The organism is Bradyrhizobium denitrificans, assembly GCF_013179005.1.
GTDB lineage: Bacteria > Pseudomonadota > Alphaproteobacteria > Rhizobiales > Xanthobacteraceae > Bradyrhizobium > Bradyrhizobium denitrificans.
The window spans coordinates 17,188-40,451 of record NZ_JABFDP010000022.1 but is presented as its reverse complement, the minus strand read 5'-3'; the positions used below and the strand labels follow the sequence as shown (position 1 = coordinate 40,451).

The following is a 23,264-nucleotide window of genomic DNA, read 5'->3' as shown; positions in this document are numbered from 1 at the left end:
TGGCTTTCGTGGGCACGGCGTCCCGCTTCAGGTGCATGCGGGCTTCGAACGGCCCCGCGTGACCATGCGCGGCGCGATGCGGTCGCTGGGCCGCTCATACAGCGCGGCCGGCCAGCACAACAAGTACGATGACAAGGAAACCGCGGCGTGACAAGACGGGCCCATCTTGAAGGCGGCCGGACGGATCGCCATTCTGTCTTCCATCATCGTGCTCGTCGCGGGACGCGGAGTTTTTAGCATGACCCAGACCAACAACCGGTTTTTCGATGAACTCGGCCGCCTGATGAACGATGCCGCCGGGGCCGCCCAGGGCATGAAGCGGGAAGTCGATTCCGTCATCCGCAATCAGGCGGAAAAGATCCTGAACGACCTGGACATCGTGAAGCGCGAGGAGTTCGAGGCCGTCAAGGACATGGCGCGGCTCGCCCGCGAGGAGAATGAGGCCTTGAAGGCGCGGATCGCCGCGCTGGAGGCCAAATTGGGCGGCGCCGCTGGCGGCCAGCCGGGCGGCGGCAGCGCGGATGGCTGACGCTGCGGCCGGGTCATCCCAGGCCGGGCCGGGAGGAAGGGGCAGGCGGCCCCTTCATTTCCTTGTCATTTCGGCGGTTTGCCGCTAGAACGCCGCCACGTCCGCGGCCCCCGCACCCCTGGAGGCTTGCCGAAGGACGTCCAGCAACGGGCCGCATTGCGGCCTTTAACTTTTTAAAACAAGGACTTAACACGATGGCGACCGTCAGAGAACTGAAGGCGACCGCCCGTCCGTCAGTCGGCAAGGGGGCCGCACGGGCAGAGCGTCGCGCCGGGAGAGTGCCCGGAGTGATTTATGGAGACAACCAGCCCCCGCTGCCGATCTCGGTCGAGGACCGCGAGCTGCGCCAGCGCATCCTGGCGGGCCGGTTTCTGACCACGATCTTCGACATCAGCCTCGACGGCAAGAAGCACCGGGTGATCCCGCGCGACTTCCATCTCGATCCGGTCAAGGACTTCCCGATCCACGTCGACTTCATGCGGCTCGGCCAGGGCGCGACCATCCGCGTCAGCGTGCCGCTGCATGTGGTGGGTTCGGAAGGCGCGCCGGGCGTGAAGCGCGGCGGCACCGTCAACATCGTGACCCACACGCTCGACCTCGAATGCCTGGCGGAGAATATTCCGCAGTTCATCGAGGCCGATGTCAGCGCGCTTGAGATCAACCATTCGCTGCACATCTCCGACGTCAAGCTGCCGACCGGCGTGAAGACGTTGTCGCGCGAGGACGCGACCCTCGTCACCATCGTGCCGCCGTCGGGCTATGGCGAGGAGCAGAAGGCCGCTGGTGCGGCGGCTGCTCCGGCCGCGGCTGCGCCTGCTGCCGCTGGCAAGGCTCCCGCCGCTGCCGCCAAGGCCCCGGCTGCCGCGGCCAAGGCACCCGAGAAGAAGAAGTAAGCCTGTGTGCTTCCGGCTGGCGCGGGCGATGCTCGCGCTGGCCGGGACACCGGCATGTCCGGATGCCGCGCCATGCTGATGTTTGTTGGTCTCGGCAATCCCGGCGCGAAATATGCGCGCAACCGGCACAATATCGGTTTCATGGCCGTGGATGAGATTTCGCGGCGTCACGGCTTTTCGCCCTGGCGCCGCAGGTTTCAGGGCGAGACCTCGGAAGGCATGCTCGATTCCGAGCGCGTCATCCTTCTGAAGCCCACGACCTATATGAACGAATCCGGCCGCGCTGTGCAGGAAGCGGCCGGTTTCTTCAAGCTCGGCGTCGGCGACGTCACCGTGTTTCAGGACGAGTTGGAATTGCCGCCCGGCAAGCTGCGCGTGAAGGTCGGCGGCGGCATCGCCGGACATAACGGGCTGCGCTCGATCTCGGCGCATCTCGGCAATGACTACCGCCGCGTTCGGCTTGGTATCGGTCATCCCGGCGTCAAGGAGCTGGTGCATGGCCACGTGCTGTCGGACTTCGCCAAGTCCGAGATGCCGTGGGTCGAGGCGCTTTGCCAGGCGGTGGCCGACAATGCGGGTTTGTTGACGGGCAAGCGCGACTCCACCTTCGCCAACAAGGTGCATTTGGCGCTGCAGGCCAAGGGTTTTCTGGACAAGGGCGACGCCGGCGCCGCGTGAGCGCCCAGGCTGTGGCCCTGAGAGGATGCGGGACGGATCATGGGATTCAAATGCGGAATTGTCGGGTTGCCCAATGTCGGCAAGTCGACTCTGTTCAACGCACTGACGGAAACGGCCGCGGCGCAGGCCGCGAACTATCCGTTCTGCACCATCGAGCCGAATGTCGGTGAAGTTGCCGTGCCCGATCCGCGGCTCGAGAAGCTCGCGGCGATCGCCAAATCGGGCCAGATCATTCCGACGCGGCTGACCTTCGTCGACATTGCGGGCCTGGTGCGTGGTGCGTCCAAGGGCGAGGGCCTCGGCAACCAGTTCCTGGCCAACATCCGCGAAGTGGACGCGATCGCGCATGTTGTGCGCTGCTTCGAGGATTCCGACATCACCCATGTCGAGGGCAAGATCGCGCCGCTCGCAGACATCGAGACCATCGAGACAGAGCTGATGCTGTCCGATCTCGACAGCCTCGAGAAGCGCGTCGACAACCTCGCCAAGAAGGCGAAGGGCGGCGACAAGGACGCCAAGGAACAGCATGATCTCGTCACCCGCGCCCTGGTGCTGTTGCGTGACGGCAAGCCGGCGCGGCTGCTGGAGCGCAAGCCCGAGGAGGAGCGCGCCTTCGGCATGCTCGGACTGCTGACATCGAAGCCGGTGCTCTATGTCTGCAATGTCGAGGAAGGCTCGGCCAAGGACGGCAACAGCTTCTCGCAGGCGGTGTTCGCGCGGGCCAAGGAGGAGGGCGCGGTCGCCGTCGTCATCTCCGCCAAGATCGAATCCGAGATTGCAACGCTGTCGCGCGAGGAACGTGCCGACTTCCTCGAGACGCTGGGTCTTGAAGAGGCCGGGCTCGACCGGCTGATCCGCGCCGGCTATCAGCTGCTCGATCTGATCACTTATTTTACCGTCGGTCCGAAGGAGGCGCGTGCCTGGACCATTCACCGCGGCACCAAGGCGCCGGCGGCGGCCGGCGTCATTCACACCGATTTCGAGAAGGGCTTTATCCGCGCCGAGACGATCGCCTATGCCGACTACGTCGCGCTCGGCGGCGAGGCAGGGGCGCGCGAAGGTGGCAAGCTCCGTCTCGAGGGCAAGGAGTATGTCGTCGCCGACGGCGACGTGATGCACTTCCGCTTCAACAACTAGCGCCTTTTGGGGCGGCTACATCCGCCCCTGCTCGCGGATCGCGCCGAGGTGCTCGTTGATGCGGAAGACGATCAGGACGAACTCGGCAATGATGCGCGAGAACACCATGCCGACGATGATCCCGGCCAGCGACGACAACAGCATCAGGAAGCCGCCGAACGGGCTGATGGCCATCTCCGACAACCCCGCGAAAATACCGCGGATTCCGGAGAGGATGATGAGCGCGATCACCAGCCAATAGAAGGTCTTGATGATCGTGGGCGTGATGAAGCGGTCCCACTGGAACAAATCGCGAAATTCCAACATCCTGATCCCCCAGCAAATTCCGAATCGCAGGCAAGTCCGTCTTTAAGTCGTGCTCGACTCTTCCGCCAGATGACGATCAGGCGCGGTCGACATCGTTCTCGGGATGGAGGGCCTCGTGGCGCTCTTGTGCGACCGCACCGGGCGTCAGCCATGCGAGCGGCCCGGTTGTGATTGCTGCAAAGTGCGGCCACAATCGGGCTTCTCCCAGCCAATCTTGTCCCCATGACCCTCACCTTCGAAGATTTTCCGCAAGGACATTTCGGCAGTTTCGGTCCGCGGTTTGTCTCCCGCGACGAGATCATCGCCTTCGCGTCGGAGTTCGATCCGCAACCGATGCACCTCGACGAGCAGGCCGCCCTGCAGTCGATGCTCAAGGGCCTCTCGGGCTCGGGCTGGCATCTCTGCTCTTTGATGATGCGGATGATGTTCGACGGCTTCATTGGCCGGACCGCCTCGCTCGGCTCACCGGGAGTCAACGAGGTGCGCTGGCTGTCGCCGTTGCGGCCGGGCGATGAACTGATGCTCGATGTGGAGGTCGTAGAAGCACGGGTCTCGCAAAGCCGGCCGTCGACCGGCATCGTCACGTTCAAATGCAGCGTGAGCAACAAGTCTGGCGAGACGCTCTGCGAGATGGTGTCGCCGATCATCGTCGAGCGGCGTGATGGCAGTGGGAGGGCCAGCTGATGCGCTTCTTCGAGGACCTCCAGCTTGGACAGCGGCGCGAACTCGGAACCTACACGTTCACCGCGGAAGACATCAAACGTTTCGCTCGGCAATTCGATCCGCAACGTTTTCATCTCGACGAGGACGAGGGCCGTAATTCGCTGTTCGGCGGATTGGCCGCATCCGGTTGGCATGTCGGATCGGTCTGCATGAAACTGATTGTTGCCGACAATCAGCGGCTCGCAGATCTTGCACGCACGCGCGGCGAGCCGATCGTTCTCGGCGGCCCGTCGCCTGGCTTCAAGGATCTGCGCTGGTACAAGCCGGTGCTCGCCGGTGATACGATCACCTACTCCAGCGAAATCGCTTCGTTGCGTGCATCCGCCTCGCGTCCCCAGTGGGGGATTCTGCAAGTGCGCAACATCGGCATCAATCAACGCGATGAGTTGGTGTTCTCCGTGCTCGCGTCGGCCTTTGTGCCGCGGCGGAACAATGGTTGAGGCGAAAAGGTCACGCTTGGTGGGATTTGTCGGCCCGGAACGAAGTTCGCGCTAACGCATTCTGAACCCGGACTCTATAAGACAGCCATCCAGGGATCAGGATTTGGGGTGAGTAAGCATGGCAGATCGGAGCGGTCTGAAACTCCTTGGCTTTATCTTTGCCAGCGTGACGCTCGCGGTGATGCTTGCGACCGGGATGGTCGTGAAGGGCTATGCCGACGGTTCGTATTCGTTGGAGACGTCAGCCTCGATCGAGGAGTGATCGTTAAGACTTCGTTAAGGTCGCGCGCGCGGCGCATCGACCAAACGGCCCGGCGGTTGACGCGGACGACCCCGACCGCCACGGGATTGACCCGATCCGATGACGCGGATCGCCTCGGTCTCAGCAACCACCGCCCTTGGTGCGGTGGACGAGGTTGAACCTTCCTCGGCCTGTTGCCTTTATCAAGATCAGCCCTGACGACGCGCCCGGCGGACGATGGGGCGCGTCATTGCCGGCGACATCCCTTCGCTACAACGAAAACCGCCGCGCGAGGCCACGCGCGACGGTTCTCGATGAACTCTCAGGAAGGGCTCAGCTGTTGCGCAGGCCGTCGGCCGCGCGCTTCCACTGCGTCACATTCTCGGCGATGGCGCGGGTGGATTTCATCGCGGCCTGACTGAGCTGGGCGTAGCTCGCGATCTCGCGCTGAACGCGCTGGCCTTCAGCATGCAGCAGTTCGCGCAGGCTCTCGAGCTCCCCGATCAGGTTCTCGATCTCCGACAGCGAGGTCCCCGCGACGCGCTGGATCAGCGACGTGACGCTGTTGACCGCCGCATCCGCATCGATCGCAGGCTCAGCTGTGGCTGCTGCTGCGGTGGCATTCGGACGGCGCAGGTAAGCGATGTCGTTACGGACGAAATCACGAATGCCGGCCTCGACTTCGGACACTGCCGCCAGATCCGGATCCAGCTCGGTTTCAGTTCCCTCGATCTTGTCCGGACGGATAACATTCATCGGCTCATTCCTCATTTCGCGTTCAAGCGAGCGCGGTGTCCCCGCACGACGAAAACCTAAAACCTATCAGTGCGGCCAAATTGGGCCACATCGCGGCGAAGCTGCGGCAGCGGTTCGATCATTCGTGGCAAGTCGCCACAATTGTCAAGCTCACCAGCTCCGTTTGAAGCCGGCGGAGATACTTTTGCTGGTGCCGCCTTGCGCCGTCTCGCCGATCGAGCCCGATACGCTGAGGCCATCGGACAGCTTCTGCTCGGCGCCGATCTTGCGCAGCCATTTGTCGTCACTGGACGACAGCGTCTGCCCGGCGGTGACACTCGTACCAGTATCCTGGATGGATAGTTTCGCGGATTGTTCGGTATCGAAGCTGCGACTGGAGCGCGGCGCTGCGCCCGGAATCGGCACCATGCCCTGTTGCGTGACATTGTAGCCGTTCTGCAGAGTCAGATTGTAGTGATCAATCGGCACCGCCTTGGTGATGGTGGTGCCGATCCGGCTCTGGTCCGAGCTGGGATCGACGCGCGCCTCGATTGCTGTCTTGTCCCAGATGGAGCCGGCGCCCGGTGCGGTGACGGCGGCCCAGGCCGAGCCGCCGGATTGCGGAGCGTTGCCGCCGTTCTCGGCTTTCTCGGCCAGCAGTTCGGACATCGTTGTCGGTTGTCGCGCGACGGTCATGTCAGCGCCGACGCGCGCATCCCAGAACGGTGAGACCGATTGCTTGACTGACACGCCTGTTGCAGCGCCCTTGTTCTGGTTGGCCCAGTCAAGCGCGGCGGCCTTTTCTGCGGCGGCTTTTCGTTTCGCGGCTGCGGCTTCAGGCCGGTCGAGAAAGGTCGTCTCGTCGATCGCGAGTTGAGTCCAGTCGAGCTTGCTGACGTCGATATCCTGCATCGGATCGACGGCCGCTGCTTGATTGTCCGGTCCATCCTCGTCGCCGTCCTGAGGCGCGGGGGCGATTTGCTGCCACGGCGTGATTTGCAACTGTGGCGTTGCCTGCATCAATGTCTGCGCCTGGGCGGCGGCCGCAGTGAGCCCAAAGCTGGCTGTGATAACCGCCAGCGCGCGACCACACGATATCATGAGAGCAACCCCCGCCGCCCGAACCTGTCCGTCGGAATATGGTTGAATCTTGGCGCAAAATTATGACCGCACCAATCACGATGTGTTTGGTTGTATATCAAATTTATACAACTCTGCGACGGAAGGTCAGGCGAAGCTGCCGATCCGCGGCAGGTCGATCGGATGGCCCAAGGTCTGCTCGACCAGATCGAAGGTGTCGATCAGGATCCGCAGCCGCGCCAGCTTGCCGGCGCGAAACTGCAGGAATTGCGCGAGACGTGTTGTGATCGGCTTGTCCGAATGCTGTGTGGTCATCGCGCAGCGGACCATGGTGGCGGCGGTGCTGTCACCCAGCATCAGGGTCTCACGCTCCAGCTTCCGGATGCGCACATGGTCGGCGATCTGGCGGATGGCATCGAGCACGGCCTCTTTGCCGAGCCGCGCGCCGAGGAAGGGAAACATGTCGATCGGGCCGTAGATGGCCCAGTCGATGTCGTCGTCGATGAGTTCGGCGAGCGGGTCGAAATGGCGTTCGTTGATCGCGCGATGCAATGCGTGCGACAGACGCCAGAGGCTGTGCTCCGTCATCCTGATGGTGATCCTGATCTGGCTTGCAAGGCGGCGCACCAGTCTGCAGGCGACATCGTCGATGGAGTCGCGCCGGGCACCGAATCTCATTCCGCTGCACCAGATACGCGAAACAGCGACACACGCAAGGCTTGTTTTCGCATCGCACAAATGCGTGTCCGTGTTGCGATGGCAAGGCTTCCGGCATTCACGCCTCGTTAACGCCCTCGTGACCCATGCGCTGACGCGCAATGGTTGCCTCATGCTCGCGTAAGGCGGCCATGCCGAACAGGGTTGCCCCGCCGAGGCCGCCGATCAGTGCGCCGAGCGGCATGAAGGTGAAGACCACCAGCATGCCGGCGTAGCCTTCGAATTCGCTGCTATTGAACAGCTGGATCCACCCCAGTCCGAGGCCGATGCCCACCGTGGCGCCGCCCACGACGCCCATGATCAGTCCCGCTATCGCGAGGAACGCGATTCTCATCTCAGCCATGCCCCATCAACCGCCCGCTGATGGGTTCGGGGCGCAGAGGCGAGGTTCAATGAGCGGAACCTGGTGCCAGTGACGTTTGCGTGATCGGCGGTGATCCGCGTCGCGCTGGCCTCAGGGGCGGGCGGTGCCTGCGATCAGCAGCCGGCCGAGATCGCATTCGAGCACCTGCTGCACCAGGTCGAATGTATCCATGATCTCGCGGATACGGCTGATGCGGCCGTCGCGCAGGGTGTAGAAGGCGGCGAGGTCGTATTGCACGATGCGGTCATTGTCGCGTTTGCGGAGGAAGATGCGCAGGTCGGCGGCAACCTGGTCGCCTTCGCAGATCATGGTCTTGATCTCGTGCCTGACATCGGCATAGCGGCTGCGCGTCATCTCCCACATCTGCCGCACCTCGGCCTTGCCGACGCGGCGGCCGAGATGGGGAAAGATGTCGATCGGCGCCGAGGCGAAATGCTCGATGTCCTCGCTGCAATGGGCCAGGACCGCGTCGAAATCGCCGGCGGCATGGGCCTCGAGCAGCTTGCGCACGCGCTGCTTGTTGATGTGCTCGATCATCCTGTCTCCATGACGGGAAAGCCCACGCTTGCACCGGACTTTCTGAAGAGGGGGGCGCGCGACCGTCAATCGGCTCTCGTCACGTCCGGCCGCGAAAAGCGCCGGCACGGTGAACAGAAGCTTGGCGACCCGCAGCAGGCGCGGTCCGTTCTCTCAAGGCGTAGGTCACCCGCGCGGCCAAAAGGTTCGCGCCCGCCGCGGCGTCATGGTCCCCCGCGGAACCGGGTTGCGCCCCCGTCGTTAGACCGCAAACATCTGCGGAGCTCGATCATGAAGACCATGCTTGCCATGTCCGTCGCGGCGCTGGCGCTGCTTTCCACCCAGGCTGCCGAGGCCAAGGGCTGCATCAAGGGCGCCATCGTCGGCGGCGTCGCCGGCCATTATGCCGGTCACCACGGCATGCTCGGTGCCGCCGCCGGCTGCCTCTATGGCCGGCATCGCGCCAAGGAGCAGGATCGTCAGCAACAGCAGACCCAGGTGAACGGCCAGGGGCGGATGTAGCTCGCGCCAGCCCGGGCGTGCGTTCATCCGGCGCCTCCCTTGAGCGTGAGTGACAATCGTCACGTTCGACGCAGCCCGTGTGGCTTATTCGATTGCGATCCGGTCCTCGCCCCGAGGACCTCCGCAACTGGATGTTCGTCATGCTTGCCGCTTCGTCTCCCAGCTCGTCTGCGCCGAAGGCGCCCACCCTCAATCTGTTGGAAGGAATGGCGCTGACTGCGTTGTTGCAGGCCATCCCGACCTATGCCGGTGCCGCGCTGATCCTCAAGGTCGCGCACAGCAGCGCCTTGCGACCGGGCATCATCGGCTTCGTGACGATCGCGACGGTCATCCACGTGCTGCTGACCGCGCTGCTGGGACCGCGCCATCCGCGCCTGTTCAAACAGGCCTATGCTGCGGAGTTTTTCGATGCCTCGCTCGGCCTCGCCGACAAGGTGCTGCGCTGGCGCACGCAGCCGAAGGTCTCGCTGCAGCTGTTGACGTCGACCGTGATGCTCTCGCTGCTGTCGATCGCCGCGCTCACGATGGGGTGAGTGGCCGCCCGCCGCTCTCGATCCTCCTCAACGTGTCAAACAGCCCGCTCTACGCAGCTTGCTCGCGAGCTGAGCGCAAAGCGTATCGCTACCTCCGCTGTATTCCCCCGCGAAAGCGAGGAATCGAATGCGCTGCGGCCATCGATGTCGCACAGCCGTTTCAGCGTACCGGATCGCCTCGTCAAGCCGGACGATGACAGCTCAGTTGTTGCGATCGGCCCGCCCCGCACGCCGTCATTGCGAGGAGCGCAGCGACGAAGCAATCCAGAGTCCAGCTCGCGACTCTCGATCGCTTCCGCCTTCGCTCTGCGAGCCGCCGCGGACAGGTCGCTTTGCTCGCAACGACGGCTGCGGCTTCTTTCATGACGATCACCAGCTTTCCTCCGTCGTTAAACGTCCATCCGCAGCGCACGTCCGCGATCTCGCGGCGCGTTTTGCGTCCGAGCTTTGATTTCGTCTTCGCCCTCCAGACAGAAGGGGGCAGGGAAGGCCGGGCGCTGGCCGCGCCCGTGGCCCGCCTGCAGAAAAGAAAGCAGGCGGCAGTCACCACAGGTCTGGCCGAAAACGTCCGGCCCTCCCTGCGCGATGGCTTTACGACTTATACGCGATCTCCCTGGGGACCGGCTGTCTTGCCCCCATCACCCGCCGGCAGCGCTCACCGCAAACCTGCAGGCTTGACCTCAGCACCGGGAGGCCAGGACCACGCGACTTCACCGTGCGAGCCGGATCGTTCGTCGGCGCAACCATCAGTCACGCTGCGACCCGACACGCCCACCGCATTCCGCTGCCGACGTCCGTGACGACCGCGATACGTCCCCTCCGACGCAACGGAACGGGATGGACCATAATGCTGATTTGGCGAAGCCGCCAAAGGATTTATTTTTATCCGAAGGGCTGGACGGCGTTTGCAACGGGCGGGCCGATTTGCCCGACGGGCGGGTCAAGCCCTCAGCCCCTCTCGGGGGGACAAAGGCACGCGGCCTTCGTTGGCGCTGCACAGATAGGCGGAGGGCCCGCGTGTCTCTGACAGGACAGGTGCTGATGATGCGGTGCAGAGGCCCTACTGGCCTGTTGCGCGGCGCCTGATCAGGTCGCCGAGATCGACGGCCGCCCTGTCGTTTCGGGGTGATTCCTGCTATTCGGTCCTTGAATGAGTCGGTGGTAGTTTATCAAATTTTGTAATTCGTTTTGCATTGAAGTTCGTCTGTCTGTTTCGCCTCAACGGCGTCGTTCTGGTCACGGGCCCGGCAGCTGTTTCGAGTGGGTCATTGGGCTGCTTGTCCTCGCAGCGTCACTTCATCACCACCCAATCTGAAAGGGACAGTTCGTTGAAGACAATTCCATTGATCGTTTTGCTCTCGACACTGACGGCAACGGCGCTGCACGCCGAGGCACGCAATGACACACCGCAGGCCTTGGCCTGCATGAAGAAATACGGCTTCACTCCGGAGCAGTGGCGCGCCTATGCCGTACCGGCCGAAAAGGCCGAGCCATATCGATTGTGCCGGGACAGCGGCGGTCGCACAGACGCAGGCAAGGTCAAGGCCGCCTGTCTGGCGCAGGCGGGCGTCACCGCTCAGCAATGGAAGAACATGCAGGCCAGCGAGGCTCAGGGGGCGGCCTACAAGAGCTGTATGGCAGGCCACGGCATTGAAGTGACCGTGCGCCGCCGCAATGGAACGACGTTCTGATCAGCTGCTTGCTGTTCCGAGTGAGCCCTCAAGCTGCGTCTACCGCTTCTTCCACCCGCCGCGCTTTCCCGGAGCACCGCCGGTCGAGCGCGGGGCGGGGCCGAATTCGGGGCCGGACTCGCGGGAGTTGGTCGGCTGGATGATCTTGCTGCTGCCGCCGAAGGGCTTTGGCGGCAGCTTGGCATTGGGACGGTAGGGCAGGGATTCCGGGCCGTGCATCTCGTCGAGATGGGGCTTGTGGACTTTGGAGGCGCTGCGTGAGCCGCCGCTGAGGATATCGTCGAGCGATGGCGCGAGCGGGTCGCGGTTGCCGGACTTGCCACGGCCGCCGCGACTCGTGGGCCCCCCTCCCTGACCCTCCCCCACGAGGGGGGAGGGAACGGAGGGACCGCCGGTGCGGGACGAGGAGCTCCGGGCAGAGCCCCGTCCCTTCATCGCTGTGGTCGGCAAATTGGCGGCGTCGCCGTATTTCCTGGTGCCGGCATAGGCGCCGGCCTTGCCCTGCACGGTGCGCTGCTTGGCGGTGGGATCGTCGACGACGGCGAGCTCGGTGGCGCGCAGGCGCTTGACCTCGTCGCGCAGGCGGGCCGCCTCTTCGAAGTTGAGATCCGCGGCGGCTTCGCGCATGCGGGTTTCGAGATCGGCCAGCACGGTCTCGAAATTGTGCCCGATCGAGATCACGTCGTCGGTGGTGGTGCCTCCGCCGGTCTCGACCAGCACGTGGTCGCGCTCATAGACCGAGTTGAGGATGTCGCCGATCGACTTCTTGACGCTCTCCGGCGTGATGCCGTGGGCCGTGTTGTACTCGACCTGCTTCTCGCGGCGACGGTTGGTCTCGGCGATGGCGCGCTCCATCGAGCCGGTCATCTGGTCGGCGTAGAGGATCACCTTGCCGTCGACGTTGCGGGCGGCGCGGCCGATGGTCTGGATCAGCGAGGTCTCGCTGCGCAGAAAACCTTCCTTGTCGGCGTCGAGGATGGCGACCAGCGCGCATTCGGGAATGTCGAGGCCCTCGCGCAGCAGGTTGATGCCGACCAGCGCATCGAACGCGCCGAGCCGGAGGTCCCGGATGATCTCGATGCGCTCGATCGTGTCGATGTCGCTGTGCATGTAGCGGACGCGGATGCCCTGCTCGTGCAGATATTCGGTGAGGTCCTCGGCCATGCGCTTGGTCAGCACCGTGATCAGCGAGCGATAGCCCTTCTGCGCGGTGGCGCGGACCTCGCCGAGCAGATCGTCGACCTGGGTGCGGGCGGGACGGATGTCGACCGGCGGGTCGATCAGTCCGGTCGGACGGATGACCTGCTCGACGAACACGCCACCGGCCTCGTTCAGCTCCCAGCCGCCGGGCGTCGCGGAGACGGCCACCGTCTGCGGCCGCATCATGTCCCATTCCTCGAACCGCAACGGGCGGTTGTCCATGCAGGAGGGCAGGCGGAAGCCGTATTCAGCCAAGGTCGCCTTGCGGCGGAAGTCGCCGCGGAACATGCCGCCGATCTGCGGGATGGTGACGTGGCTCTCGTCGGCGAACACCAGCGCATTGTCGGGCACGTATTCGAACAGGGTCGGCGGCGGCTCGCCGGGGCGGCGGCCGGTCAGATAGCGCGAATAGTTCTCGATGCCGGCGCAACTTCCGGTCGCTTCCATCATCTCGATGTCGAAGGTGGTGCGCTGCTCCAGCCGCTGCGCCTCCAGCAGGCGGCCCTGGGCGTGCAACTGGTCGAGCCGGATCTTGAGCTCGTGCTTGATCGACTTGATCGCCTGCACCAGGGTCGGCCGCGGCGTGACATAGTGCGAATTGGCGTAGACCTTGATGAATTCGAGCTCGTCCTGCTTGTGGCCGGTGAGCGGATCGAACTCCTCGATATTCTCGACGGTGTCGCCGAACAGGTTCACCCGCCAAGCGCGGTCCTCGTAGTGCGCCGGGAAGATGTCGACGACGTCGCCGCGCACCCGAAAGGTGCCGCGAGTGAAATCGTGCTGGGTGCGCTTGTATTGCAGAGCGACCAGATCGGCGATCAGCTGGCGCTGGTCGATGCGCTCGCCCTTCTTCAGCGCAAAGGTCATCGCGGTGTAGGTCTCGACCGAGCCGATACCGTAGATGCAGGACACCGAGGCGACGATGATGACGTCGTCCCGCTCCAGCAGCGCACGCGTCGCGGCGTGGCGCATCCGGTCGATCTGCTCGTTGATCGAGGAGTCCTTCTCGATATAGGTGTCGGTGCGCGGGACGTAGGCCTCGGGCTGGTAATAGTCGTAATACGAGACGAAGTACTCGACCGCATTGTCCGGGAAGAAGCTCTTGAACTCGCCATAGAGCTGCGCAGCGAGCGTCTTGTTGGGGGCGAGAATGATCGCCGGGCGCTGTGTCGCCTCGATCACCTTGGCCATGGTGTAGGTCTTGCCCGAGCCGGTGACGCCGAGCAGCACTTGGGTGCGGTCGTTGCGATTGATGCCCTCGACCAGTTCCGCGATCGCCTGCGGCTGATCGCCCTTGGGCTCGTAGGCCGATTTGATCTCGAAGCGGACGCCGCCTTCCGACTTGTCCGGGCGTGGCGGCCGATGGGGCGTCCACAGTTTCAGCGAGCCGTCGTCCCTGCGGAACTCGGGGCGGCCCTCGCGGATCAGGGCCTCCAGCGCCTCGGCCGTGGCCTTGACCCCCAGCGCCTCCATCTTGTTGCGCGGCGGTCGCGCCAGCGCCTCCTCGTCATCCTCGGCGGTCGGCAGCCCGAGCTGCCGCGCCAGCTCGGGATCGAGCGTCGGGATGGTGGCGGCCGTGCCGTATGTCGCCTGCGGAGCTTCAGCGAGGCCGGTCAGCGCCTGGCTTTCATCCGTGGTGCTCGACCCGTCATCTCCCGGCGTCGCGGCGGCGCCGTCCGCAGCCGCGAGCGGACGAGCTCCAGCCGGCGGGGGATTGGGCCGCAGCGGCATCGGATGGTCGGCTGCATCGCGGCCGGCGATATCGGCCCCCTTGCCTTTGGTCGACGCGCGGGCACGATGCGCGGCCGCCTCGCCGCCGCTGCGACGGTCCCACGAATTGTCGGGCGGCGGCTTCAATCCCGTTGAGGAACCGATGCCGCTCTCGCCCCGATTGATGGCGGGGTTGAGCAGTTCGGCGAGCGCCGGCGCGATCGGCTGCACGTCCGGGCGGTGCGCTTTGGATTTCGGAGTTCGGCCAGGCTTCTTGGGAGTGTCGGAGGTCTTCGCCATGCGCCGAATATGGGACCGGAGGCGCCGACATGAAAGAGCGATTGCACGACAGCCAGCACCTTGCTGACAGCATGGTGGCAGCAGCACGGCTTGTGGACAAGTCGCCGGCGCAGGGCGCCCGGCGGTGCCGGATCATCCCCGGACGGAGTGGCGGCGCCGCAGGGCGCCGCCACGACGACGCTAATGACGGGTCGGAGGCTCGACGATGTCGAGATGGACGCCCTGGCAGGCGACGCATTGCAGCGCCCAATACTCGGAACCGCCGCGGCCATTGATGACGCTCAGAATGCTCAGTTCCCCATCGCAATCAGGGCATCGCGTTCGAACGGAGTAGGTCAGGTGTTTGAGGGCAGGCTCAGCCATGAATTGCAGTCCGCATTACCAATACGCTTGGCATTTCGAATGATGGGTATGAATGCTCGGATCGACGTGGCTTCGGTAAGCTCCTACTGTCGGAGATTGCTCCGTACCGCGCTATCCGTCTTTTCACGGGGTTTGGTCGATATCTTGGATCGGCTGCAAATCCGCCGCACTATGACCACCGCGTGCGGAACCGGTCGATATGACTCTTGGCGTCGGCCACGGCCCTATCTGCATCCGACCATGCAAAGCCGACCTCGACCGAGGGAAACGAAACACCATTAATCACCACAGGAGACATATCGACGCGGCGGATTCGTGCGTGCCACAAGCCGCGCCCTGCTTCGAAGGATTCTATGGCAAAATCTTCGTACAAGTTCGTCATTGTCCAGCCCTGGATATGATGAACGGCGATGACAGCATTAATACGTCGAACTACATGTGAACGGGTTCACACCGCTGCATCTTTTTTGCTGGCCTCCTTGCGCTGAGAATTCCGTGTCGCGGACAGTGCCGCCGCCTGCATGATCCAGCGCCGGAAGGCGGTGAAGTCGCGCTGGCCAGCTTGAAAGCTGCGATAGACGAGATACCAACGCTCGCCTTTTGGCACCGTCAGAGCAAAGGGTGCGACCAAACGTCCGGCGGCGAGATCGTCATCGATGTAGGGGCGGATGCCCATCGCGACGCCAAGCCCGTCGATAGCCGCTTGCAGCGCATGGCCGTAATACTGAAACTCCGTACCTCGTGCTGTGATGCGCGAGACTCCGGCAGCCTTCAACCAAAGTGACCAGTCCTCGGCGGCATGGGACACCCGCAGCAGGCTTGGTCCTTTGAGGTCACTCGGTCGCTTCAGGGTTGCAGCCAGCCGCGGCGTGCATACCGGCACGAGGTCGGCGGCAAACAGCGGTTCGGCGACGAGCCCCGGCCAGGCGCCATCGCCCAGTCGGATGCCGCAGCTCCAATCGTCGCCAAACGGCACGGCCGCGCCGCCGGTGGTGATGCGCACCTCGATGTCGGGCTCCTCCTCGCTGAAATCGGCGAGCCGCGGGATCAGCCATTTCATCGCGAAGGTCGGTCCGACGCCCAGCGTCAGCACGCGCATCGACGACGGCGCCATGATCTGCGCGGTCAGGCTGGACAACGCGTCGAAGATCGGGGTGAGCCCGCTCTGATAGGCGCGGCCGGCCGCGGTGAGCGCCAGCCGGTTGGCCTTGCGCTCGAACAGGACGACGCCGAGGCGCTGCTCCAGCAGGTTGACCATGCGGCTGATCGCGGCGGCCGAGACGTTGAGCTCGGTGCCCGCCGCGGCGAAGCTGCCGGTGCGGGCTGCCGCCTCGAATGCCTTGATGCCGTTCAGAAACAGAAGCCGCCGCATGCCAGCCCTCAGGAAAACTGATGGAGGGCAAGATAACTCGGTTTGTGCCGCGGCCGCCAGTGCGACATCCTCGCTTGCAGAGGAGATCAGCCATGTCGCCCGTCCTGATTGCAGCGCTCGGATTACTGATGGTGGCAACGGCCTTTCTGTCGGGTCTGTTCGGCATGGCCGGCGGGCTGATCCTGATCGGTGTTCTGCTCGCGATCCTGCCGCTGCCGGCGGCCATGGTCCTGCATGCGATCACCCAGATGGCGTCCAATGGCTGGCGCGCGGTGCTGTGGCGCCGCCATATCCGCTGGCGGCCGGTCGCGGTGTATCTGATCGGCTGCGCGCTGGCGCTCGGCCTCTGGGCGCTGGTGCGCTACGTGCCGGACAAGCCGGTGGCGCTGCTGCTGCTCGGCGTCACGCCATTCATGGCGCGGCTGTTGCCGGCCGGACTCAGGCCCGATCCGGACAGTGTCTGGCAGGGTGCGATCTATGGCACGATCTGCATGGGGCTGATGCTGATGACCGGCGTGTCCGGTCCGCTGCTCGATACCTTCTTTCTCGGCGCGCGCTTCGACCGCAGGTCGATCGTTGCGACGAAGGCCACGTGCCAGGTCGCAAGCCACCTGACCAAGCTGATCTATTTCGGCGGCATCATCGATCAGGCCGCCAGTCTCGACCCCATGCTCGCGATGATCGCGGTGATGGCCTCGATGCTCGGCACGACACTGGCGCGGCGGCTGTTGGAGTCGATGAGCGAGCAGCAGTTCAGGACCTGGGCGAACCGCATCATCACGGTCGTGGCGAGCTACTACATTCTTTATGCCGGCTGGCTGATGCTGATCGCCCAGCGGTCCATTGCAGCCGAATGAGGACAGCATGAGCACGAATGTGGATCCCCTGGTGCTGGACTTCGTCGAATGGGTCGCGCGCGCGCCGCGCCGCCATGCCGAGGTGATCGAGACCTGGCGCACAAGCTGTCCCCGGCTGACGATCTGGGAGGATGCGGCCGACGCCGGCTATGTGACCCGCACGGCCATCGGCGGCGCAGGGCTGGTCGTCGCGGTCACCGCGGCGGGCGCGCAGCTGTTGCGCGACAATGGCCGCTGCATCGGCTAGAAAACGCCGTGACACGGGGAGAGGCCGGGACATGGTACCGAAGACATGGCACTGAAGCTGTTCGAACTTGTCGGCACCGATGCTGGCCGCCCATTCAGTCCGTTCTGCTGGCGCTCGCGGCTGGCCCTGGCCCATAAGGGCTTGAGCGCGGAGTCGATCCCCTGGCGCTTCACCGAGAAGAGCGCGCTGGCGCCGTACGGATCGGAGAAGGTGCCCGTGATGCTCGACCGCGATCGCGCGGTGGCCGATTCCTGGATCATCGCGACCTATCTGGAGGACACCTATCCGGACCGGCCGTCGCTGTTCGGTGGCGCCGGCGGCCGCGCGATGGCGCGGTTCCTCAACGCGTGGGGCGACATCGCCATCGTCGGCGGCATTTTCCCGCTCATCATTGCCGATATTCCGAACAACCTGGCCACCGTCGACGCCGCTTATTTCCGTCAGTCGCGCGAGGCGCGGTTCGGCAAGCGTCTCGAAGAGATCATGGCGCCGCGCGACCAGGCGGTCGTGGGGTTCCGCAAGTCGCTGGAGCCGCTGCGCCAGACGCTGAAGACGCAGCCCTTCCTCGGCGGCGACGCGCCCAATTATGCCGATTACATCGTGTTCGGCGGCTTCCAATGGGCGCGAGTGGTAAGCCCGTTCCGGCTGCTGGAGGAGACCGACAGCGTCTACGCCTGGCGCGAGCGGCTGCTCGACGCGTTCGACGGATTGGCCCGCAACTCGCCGGGCTATCCGGTCTAGAGCGACGCGCGCGGCCTTCGTTCGCGCCACGCCGCCAATCCATGCTCCAGTTCGCGACCGCCGACGAGGCGCCCGAACTGCTCGCCTTCGACCTGAAGCCCCTCGCCGATGGCCATGTTGAGCCCGCGGGTCGCGGCGGTGATGACGCTCGTGACGGCCTCGGGGCCATGGCGGATGATGCGCTGGGCCAGTTCGCGCGCGGCCGGCAACATCTGGTCGTGTGGCACGACCGCGTTGACGAGGCCGATCTCCGCTGCGCGCTGCGCCGGGATCGCGTCGCCGGTCAGCAGCAGTTCGAGGCCGCGCTTGCGGCCCACCAGCCGCGGCAGCCGCTGCGTGCCGCCAAAGGTCGGAGGCATGCCGAGGCGGATTTCCGACTTGGCAAAGCTGGCGCGCGTGCTCGCGACCGCCAGATGCACGGCCTCCGTGATCTCGCAGCCGCCGCCGAAGGCGAGCCCGTTGACCGCGGCAATGATCGGCTTCGGGAAGGCCTCCAATCGCGATGTCATGGCCTGGCCGCGGCGGACGAAGTCGCGCAAGGCGACGCTGCGGCCATCGCCGACGCTCGCGGCGAATTCGTGGATGTCGGCGCCGGCCGAGAACGCCCGGTCGCCGGCGCCGGTGAGGATGATCGCCCTGACGCCGGCGTCGGTCTCGATGCGGTCGAGCATGGCCATCAGCGCGTCGATCAATCGGTAGCTGAGCGCGTTGAGGCGCTCCGGACGATTGAGGGTGAGCAGGGCGATGCGGTCGGTGATGTCGAGCAGAACGGTGTCGGTCATGGCGGCTCCTCGCGCGCTGGCAGCGAACGCCGGGAGACTAGGCGCCGTGACGCTCAACGTATATTCACTGGTCAGTATACTTAAGGTGCCGTCATGACCCGTTCCTCCGAGGCGACCCGGACGCGCATCCTCGCCGCCGCGAGCCGGCTGTTCTATGCCGAAGGCATCCGCGCCGTCAGCGTCGATGCGGTGGCGGAGAAGGCAGCGATCACCAAGAAGACTCTGTACTATCATTTCCGCAGCAAGGACGATCTGGTCGCGGCCTATCTGGCGGCGCGCGACCAGCCCAATCTGGAGCTGTTCAAGCGCTGGTTCGAGGAGACCCCGGGAGCGCTGCCCGACAAGCTGGCCGGTCTCTTCCGGCAGCTTGCGCGCGCCGCGCGGCATCCCAAATGGCGCGGCTGCGGCTTCCTGCGCACGACGGCGGAGCTGGCCAATCTGCCCGGTCATCCCGCGATCCGAATCGGCGCCGCGCACAAGAAGAAGTTCGAGGCCTGGCTGCAGGCAGTGTTCGAAGCCGAAGGGATCAGCGGCGCCGCCGAGCTCGCGCGGCAGATGCTGCTGCTGCTCGACGGATCGTTCGCGGTCGTGCTGCTGCACCGGGACGCCAGCTACATGGAGAGTGCCGGCGAGGCGGCGCGGTCGCTGGTTGCCGCGGCCCTGCCGCAGCGTTCGCGATCGGGGCCGACGCGCAAGCGGGCCGCTGCGCGCCGAAGCAGCTAGATAATAGTCATGTCGGCGATGCCAGCTGCAGGCGCTCTCCGAGCAGTTCGCGGACGGCGTCGAGATGCGGCAGCACCGCCACGCATGTCGCGCGCGAGCGATCGGTCGGTGGCACGATGTCCGGCACCATCAGCGTGATCGCGCCCGCAGCATGCGCCGCAGCGACGCCGGGATTGGAATCCTCGATCGCCACGCAGGCTGGCGCGCGCGTGCCGAGGCGTTGCGCGGCGAGCAGATACAGATCCGGATGCGGCTTGGCGCGACTGACATCGTCCCGGGTCAATACCGCATCGAACCGATGATCGATGCCGGCCAGGCGAAGATGCTCGGCGGCCGTGTTGCGCGACGACGAGGTCACGACCGCCTTGGGCAGGCCGGCGGCGTCGATCGCATCGAGCAGATCGATGACGCCGCGCTTCAGCGGCATGCCGGCCTGCAGGATCTCGGCGGTCTTGGCGGCAAACAGGCGGTTGACTTCGACGAGCGGAAAGTTGTCGCCGAAATGGTCGCGCAAGGTGCGCTCGTTGTCAGGCCCGGGAATTCCGATCATCGCGTGACAGAGCTCGACAACGCCGTCGTGATAGCCGAGCGCATTCAGCGCTGCGATCGATGCCTCGAGGTAGACCTGCTCGGTGTCGAGCAGTGTTCCGTCCATGTCGAGCAAAACGGCTTCGACGTGCCAGCGCGTCATGAGCGCGGCTCCGCTTCGCCCGCCAACCTGGCCAGGCAGCGCGCGCACAGGCAGTCCTTGAACCGGCTCTGTCCGCCGGCCGGCAGCGGCAGGCGCACGGTTTCCTCGAAGCACCAGCATGCGCCGCCGGGATCGCAGGTGAATTCCGCGCCACACGACTCGCAGCTCAATTGCCGCGCGGTAACCTTTGCTAAACGATTTGTCATGTTCGGAACCACGTCCCGGCAGTCCTTTTCATGTCCGGTTCATCTGCTCCGGCAAGTATAGTCCGTGACAATCTGCCGCGCTATCGCAGTCTGGATGCGGCATGAGCACGCTCCCCGCGATGATCTGCGCAAGGGGGCTCGCTGATGAGGATTTGCCATGGCGCGTGATCCACAAGGCGCTCTGATCGCGCTGAACCGCTTCGGCTTCGGCGCGCGCGGCGGCGCCTCCGGCGATCTGATGAATGCGGCGTCTGATCCGCGCGGCTTCGTCAAGGCCGAGCTGGCCCGTCCGAATGGCGCGCTCCTGGAACTGCCCGGCCTGCAGGCGACGCCTGTCCTCGCCGAGGCCGTGTTTGCCTATCAGGATGAGGTCAAGCGGGCGCGCGAAGCCGCCGCCAAGTCAGATGCGTCGCCGGAGCAGCCGGGCCAGGCGCGCAACCCGCCGGCCACTGGCGCCGATCTGCCGATGGCGTCGCCGTCGCCCGCCGCCCCGCAGGCGGCAAGCCTGTCGCCTCAGGCTGGCGAGGCCGCGCCGGCGATGCAGGCGGTCCAAGCCAAGCCGCAGCCGCAGCAGCCGCCCAACGTTGTCCAGAAGACCTTCCGCACCGAGGCGCTGGCGCGGCTGCAGCGCGCGGTGCTGGCCGATTGCGGCGTGACGGAACGCCTGGTGGCGTTCTGGTCGAACCATTTCTGCATCTCGGCCGGCAAGGGCGAGCTGGCGCGGATGTGGGCGGGGGCGTTCGAGCGCGAGGCGATTCGGCCGCATGTGCTCGGGCGCTTCGCCGACATGCTCAAGGCGGTCGAGCAGCATCCGGCGATGCTGTTCTTCCTCGACAACCAGGAATCGCTCGGACCGGACTCGCGCGCCGGGCAGAACCGCAAGCGTGGTCTGAACGAAAATCTCGCGCGCGAGATCATGGAGCTGCATACGCTCGGCGTCGGCGGCGGCTACACCCAGGAAGACGTGACATCGCTGGCGCGCATCATCACCGGCTGGAGCTTTGCCGGGCGCAACAGCCGCAACGCAGCCCCCGGCAGTTTCGTCTTCAACGCCAATGCGCATCAGCCGGGGCCGCAGACCCTGCTCGGCAAGGTCTATCCGGATGACGGCGTGGCCCAGGGCGAGGCGGCGCTCGCCGACATCGCGCGTCATCCCTCGACCGCGAAGTTCATCGCCACCAAGCTCGCGCGCCACTTCGTGGCCGACGATCCGCCGCCTGCGCTGGTGGCGCGCCTCGAAGCGGTGTTCAAGACCCACGACGGCGATCTCAGGGCGGTGACATCGGCGTTGATCGATGCCGACGAAGCCTGGTCGGCACCGCTGACCAAGATCCGCTCGCCTTACGAGTTCCTGATCGCAGGCGGCCGGCTGCTGTCGCGCGTGCCTGAAGATCCCGGCTTCTATCTCAACGCTCTGAATACGCTCGGCCAGCCCTTGTGGGCGCCGGCGGGGCCGAACGGATTTGCCGACACCAATGCGATGTGGGCGGCGCCCGAAGGCATGAAGCTGCGGCTCGACCTCTCGGCGCAGCTCGCGTCGCGTCTCGGCAACAATCTCGATCCGCGCGACATGCTGGAGCTCGTCGCGGGCGACGCCGCCTCCGCCGATACAAGGCGCACGATCGAGCGCGCCGAACAGCGCCAGCAGGCGCTGGCGCTGCTGCTGATGTCGCCGGAATTCCAGAGGAGATGACAATGGAGCAGATCAGGACGACGCTGTTGAGCTCGCGGCGCCACGTGCTGCTGGCCGGCGCCTCCTTTGCGGCCTGGGCCTATCTGCCGAAATTCGCCCGCGCCGCCGATCAGCGCGATCCGCGGCTGATCGTGGTGATCCTGCGCGGCGCGCTCGACGGGCTCGCTACCGTCGCGCCGATCGGCGATCCCGATTATGCCGGGCTGCATGGCGCGATCGCGCTGACCGCCGACGGGCCGCATCCGGCGCTGCCGCTGGATGCGTTCTTCGCGCTGCATCCGTCGATGCCGGAATTTGGGCGCATGTATCGCGACCAGCAGGCCGCGGTGATCCATGCGGTCGCGACGCCCTATCGCGAGCGCTCGCATTTCGATGGCCAGGATGTGCTCGAAAGCGGCTTCGCAGGGCCCGGCCGGGTGCAGTCCGGCTGGCTCAACCGCGCCCTGGAGGCATTGCCGCGTGGCGTGCGGGTGTCGAGCGCGCTCGCGGTCGGGCCGACCGCGCCGCTGGTGCTGCGCGGTGCCGCGCCGACCGTCGGCTGGGCGCCGGTGACGTTGCCGCAAGCCGACGACGACACCGCGATGCGGCTGGTCGAGCTCTATACGCATCGTGATCCCGCGCTGGCGGCGGCGCTGTCGCAAGGGCTGAAGCTGGAGAAGGTCGCGTTCGGCGACGACATGAAGCCGAAGCCGGGCGGCAACCAGATCGCGGCGATGCGCCAGGTGGCGCGCGGCGCGGCGAAGCTGATGGCCGCGGATGATGGTCCGCGCATCGCGGCGCTGGCGTTCGACGGTTGGGACACCCATGCCAATGAAGGCGGCGCGGTCGGCCGGCTGGCGCAATTGCTGTCGGGCCTCGATGGCGCGCTCGCCGAATTCGAGAGCGGGCTGGGCGCGCGCTGGCGCGATACGGTGGTCGTCGTCGCCACCGAATTCGGGCGCACCGCGAAGATCAACGGCACCCAGGGCACCGATCACGGCACCGGCACCATCGCGCTGCTGGCCGGCGGCGCAGTCAAGGGCGGCCGGGTGATCGCCGAGTGGCCGACACTCAAGACCGCGAGCCTCTATCAGGGCCGCGACCTCGCGCCGACGACGGATCTGCGCGCGGTTTTCAAGGGCGTGCTCGCCGATCATCTCGGCCTCGGCGAGCGCGCGCTCGGCGAGAGCGTGTTTCCGGACAGTGCTGCCGTGAAGCCGATCAAGGGGCTGGTGGCGTAAAGCGGGACGCCCCATCCGAGCCTCTCGCAATGGCCGACGATCGCCGCAGGCGCA

Annotated in this window: 28 protein-coding genes; 16 read left to right on the top strand and 12 right to left on the bottom strand. The window is 65.4% G+C overall.

Features of this window, described 5'->3' with window-relative positions:
* Positions 1-238 precede the first annotated feature (238 nt).
* The 4 genes from HL671_RS24190 (at position 239) to ychF (ending at position 3,237) form a co-directional block, all read left to right on the top strand.
* Entirely contained in the window at positions 239-529 is a 291-nt protein-coding gene (locus HL671_RS24190) for an accessory factor UbiK family protein (RefSeq protein WP_012042004.1), read from the top strand.
* 194 nt (positions 530-723) lie between these two features.
* Positions 724-1,422 (top strand): 50S ribosomal protein L25/general stress protein Ctc, encoded by a 699-nt coding sequence (locus tag HL671_RS24185; RefSeq protein WP_083780625.1) that lies wholly within the window; start codon positions 724-726, stop codon positions 1,420-1,422.
* Between the two features lie 72 nt (positions 1,423-1,494).
* Complete coding sequence (gene pth, locus HL671_RS24180) at positions 1,495-2,100, top strand: aminoacyl-tRNA hydrolase (RefSeq protein WP_172239365.1); 606 nt, start codon at positions 1,495-1,497, stop codon at positions 2,098-2,100.
* Positions 2,101-2,139: 39 nt separating this feature from the next.
* Positions 2,140-3,237, top strand: a complete 1,098-nt coding sequence (gene ychF, locus HL671_RS24175) for a redox-regulated ATPase YchF (protein WP_172239362.1) — start codon at positions 2,140-2,142, stop codon at positions 3,235-3,237.
* 15 nt (positions 3,238-3,252) lie between these two features.
* On the opposite strand, the gene HL671_RS24170 is transcribed toward ychF, so the two are convergent.
* A complete protein-coding gene (locus HL671_RS24170) occupies positions 3,253-3,543 on the bottom strand; it encodes a DUF4282 domain-containing protein (protein ID WP_041750474.1) in 291 nt (96 codons plus the stop codon).
* Positions 3,544-3,765: 222 nt separating this feature from the next.
* Between HL671_RS24170 and HL671_RS24165 the strand changes: the two genes are divergently transcribed.
* The 3 genes from HL671_RS24165 (at position 3,766) to HL671_RS24155 (ending at position 4,968) form a co-directional block, all read left to right on the top strand.
* Positions 3,766-4,227, top strand: a complete 462-nt coding sequence (locus HL671_RS24165) for a MaoC family dehydratase (protein WP_172239359.1) — start codon at positions 3,766-3,768, stop codon at positions 4,225-4,227.
* Positions 4,227-4,706: a MaoC family dehydratase gene (locus HL671_RS24160; RefSeq protein WP_172239356.1), complete on the top strand. Its 480-nt coding sequence runs from the start codon at positions 4,227-4,229 to the stop codon at positions 4,704-4,706. The genes HL671_RS24165 and HL671_RS24160 overlap by 1 nt, the downstream gene beginning before the upstream one ends.
* Positions 4,707-4,824: 118 nt before the next feature.
* On the top strand, positions 4,825-4,968 hold the full coding sequence (locus HL671_RS24155; protein WP_041750475.1) for a hypothetical protein: 144 nt from the start codon (positions 4,825-4,827) through the stop codon (positions 4,966-4,968).
* 312 nt (positions 4,969-5,280) lie between these two features.
* Here HL671_RS24155 and HL671_RS24150 read toward each other — a convergent pair whose 3' ends face one another.
* From HL671_RS24150 to HL671_RS24130, 5 genes are all read right to left on the bottom strand, one after another.
* Positions 5,281-5,703: a hypothetical protein gene (locus HL671_RS24150; RefSeq protein ID WP_012042011.1), complete on the bottom strand. Its 423-nt coding sequence runs from the start codon at positions 5,701-5,703 to the stop codon at positions 5,281-5,283.
* Positions 5,704-5,853: 150 nt separating this feature from the next.
* Entirely contained in the window at positions 5,854-6,783 is a 930-nt protein-coding gene (locus HL671_RS24145; protein ID WP_012042012.1) for a hypothetical protein, read from the bottom strand.
* A gap of 126 nt (positions 6,784-6,909) precedes the next feature.
* Complete coding sequence (locus HL671_RS24140) at positions 6,910-7,350, bottom strand: nuclear transport factor 2 family protein (protein ID WP_012042013.1); 441 nt, start codon at positions 7,348-7,350, stop codon at positions 6,910-6,912.
* A gap of 187 nt (positions 7,351-7,537) precedes the next feature.
* A complete protein-coding gene (locus HL671_RS24135) occupies positions 7,538-7,813 on the bottom strand; it encodes a hypothetical protein (RefSeq protein WP_012042014.1) in 276 nt (91 codons plus the stop codon).
* Positions 7,814-7,933: 120 nt separating this feature from the next.
* Positions 7,934-8,380: a nuclear transport factor 2 family protein gene (locus HL671_RS24130; protein WP_012042015.1), complete on the bottom strand. Its 447-nt coding sequence runs from the start codon at positions 8,378-8,380 to the stop codon at positions 7,934-7,936.
* A gap of 270 nt (positions 8,381-8,650) precedes the next feature.
* Between HL671_RS24130 and HL671_RS24125 the strand changes: the two genes are divergently transcribed.
* From HL671_RS24125 to HL671_RS24115, 3 genes are all read left to right on the top strand, one after another.
* A complete protein-coding gene (locus HL671_RS24125; protein ID WP_172239353.1) occupies positions 8,651-8,881 on the top strand; it encodes a hypothetical protein in 231 nt (76 codons plus the stop codon).
* Positions 8,882-9,087: 206 nt separating this feature from the next.
* Positions 9,088-9,414 (top strand): hypothetical protein, encoded by a 327-nt coding sequence (locus tag HL671_RS24120; protein ID WP_012042017.1) that lies wholly within the window; start codon positions 9,088-9,090, stop codon positions 9,412-9,414.
* Positions 9,415-10,742: 1,328 nt separating this feature from the next.
* Positions 10,743-11,105 carry a hypothetical protein gene (locus HL671_RS24115; protein ID WP_148221419.1) on the top strand — a complete coding sequence of 121 codons (363 nt, stop codon included), beginning with the start codon at positions 10,743-10,745 and terminating at the stop codon, positions 11,103-11,105.
* Between the two features lie 39 nt (positions 11,106-11,144).
* On the opposite strand, the gene uvrB is transcribed toward HL671_RS24115, so the two are convergent.
* The 3 genes from uvrB to HL671_RS24105 form a co-directional block, all read right to left on the bottom strand.
* On the bottom strand, positions 11,145-14,315 hold the full coding sequence (gene uvrB / locus HL671_RS24110; protein ID WP_172239350.1) for an excinuclease ABC subunit UvrB: 3,171 nt from the start codon (positions 14,313-14,315) through the stop codon (positions 11,145-11,147).
* Between the two features lie 532 nt (positions 14,316-14,847).
* On the bottom strand, positions 14,848-15,060 hold the full coding sequence (locus HL671_RS38975) for a hypothetical protein (RefSeq protein WP_041750477.1): 213 nt from the start codon (positions 15,058-15,060) through the stop codon (positions 14,848-14,850).
* A gap of 66 nt (positions 15,061-15,126) precedes the next feature.
* Positions 15,127-16,050: a LysR substrate-binding domain-containing protein gene (locus HL671_RS24105; protein WP_012042022.1), complete on the bottom strand. Its 924-nt coding sequence runs from the start codon at positions 16,048-16,050 to the stop codon at positions 15,127-15,129.
* Between the two features lie 92 nt (positions 16,051-16,142).
* Here HL671_RS24105 and HL671_RS24100 point away from each other — a divergent pair, with 92 nt between their 5' ends.
* The 3 genes from HL671_RS24100 to HL671_RS24090 are packed head-to-tail and all read left to right on the top strand — an operon-like array spanning position 16,143 to position 17,895.
* Positions 16,143-16,907, top strand: coding sequence for a sulfite exporter TauE/SafE family protein (locus HL671_RS24100; RefSeq protein WP_172239347.1), 765 nt, complete (start codon positions 16,143-16,145; stop codon positions 16,905-16,907).
* Between the two features lie 7 nt (positions 16,908-16,914).
* Positions 16,915-17,154, top strand: coding sequence for a hypothetical protein (locus tag HL671_RS24095; RefSeq protein ID WP_012042024.1), 240 nt, complete (start codon positions 16,915-16,917; stop codon positions 17,152-17,154).
* 45 nt (positions 17,155-17,199) lie between these two features.
* Positions 17,200-17,895, top strand: coding sequence for a glutathione S-transferase family protein (locus tag HL671_RS24090; protein ID WP_172239344.1), 696 nt, complete (start codon positions 17,200-17,202; stop codon positions 17,893-17,895).
* On the opposite strand, the gene HL671_RS24085 is transcribed toward HL671_RS24090, so the two are convergent.
* A complete protein-coding gene (locus tag HL671_RS24085) occupies positions 17,892-18,677 on the bottom strand; it encodes a crotonase/enoyl-CoA hydratase family protein (protein ID WP_172239341.1) in 786 nt (261 codons plus the stop codon). The two genes, HL671_RS24090 and HL671_RS24085, sit on opposite strands and share 4 nt — an antisense overlap.
* Positions 18,678-18,770: 93 nt before the next feature.
* Between HL671_RS24085 and HL671_RS24080 the strand changes: the two genes are divergently transcribed.
* Positions 18,771-19,400 carry a TetR/AcrR family transcriptional regulator gene (locus HL671_RS24080; protein ID WP_172239338.1) on the top strand — a complete coding sequence of 210 codons (630 nt, stop codon included), beginning with the start codon at positions 18,771-18,773 and terminating at the stop codon, positions 19,398-19,400.
* 7 nt (positions 19,401-19,407) lie between these two features.
* Here the strand turns inward: HL671_RS24080 and HL671_RS24075 are convergent, their stop codons facing one another.
* Both HL671_RS24075 and HL671_RS24070 read right to left on the bottom strand, forming a co-directional pair.
* Positions 19,408-20,091: an HAD family hydrolase gene (locus HL671_RS24075; RefSeq protein ID WP_041750479.1), complete on the bottom strand. Its 684-nt coding sequence runs from the start codon at positions 20,089-20,091 to the stop codon at positions 19,408-19,410.
* A complete protein-coding gene (locus tag HL671_RS24070; protein ID WP_041750480.1) occupies positions 20,088-20,309 on the bottom strand; it encodes a cysteine-rich CWC family protein in 222 nt (73 codons plus the stop codon). The genes HL671_RS24075 and HL671_RS24070 overlap by 4 nt, the downstream gene beginning before the upstream one ends.
* Before the next feature lie 145 nt (positions 20,310-20,454).
* Here HL671_RS24070 and HL671_RS24065 point away from each other — a divergent pair, with 145 nt between their 5' ends.
* Both HL671_RS24065 and HL671_RS24060 read left to right on the top strand, forming a co-directional pair.
* Positions 20,455-21,990, top strand: coding sequence for a DUF1800 domain-containing protein (locus HL671_RS24065; RefSeq protein WP_172239335.1), 1,536 nt, complete (start codon positions 20,455-20,457; stop codon positions 21,988-21,990).
* Positions 21,987-23,210, top strand: a complete 1,224-nt coding sequence (locus HL671_RS24060; protein ID WP_172239332.1) for a DUF1501 domain-containing protein — start codon at positions 21,987-21,989, stop codon at positions 23,208-23,210. The genes HL671_RS24065 and HL671_RS24060 overlap by 4 nt, the downstream gene beginning before the upstream one ends.
* Positions 23,211-23,264: the final 54 nt, after the last annotated feature.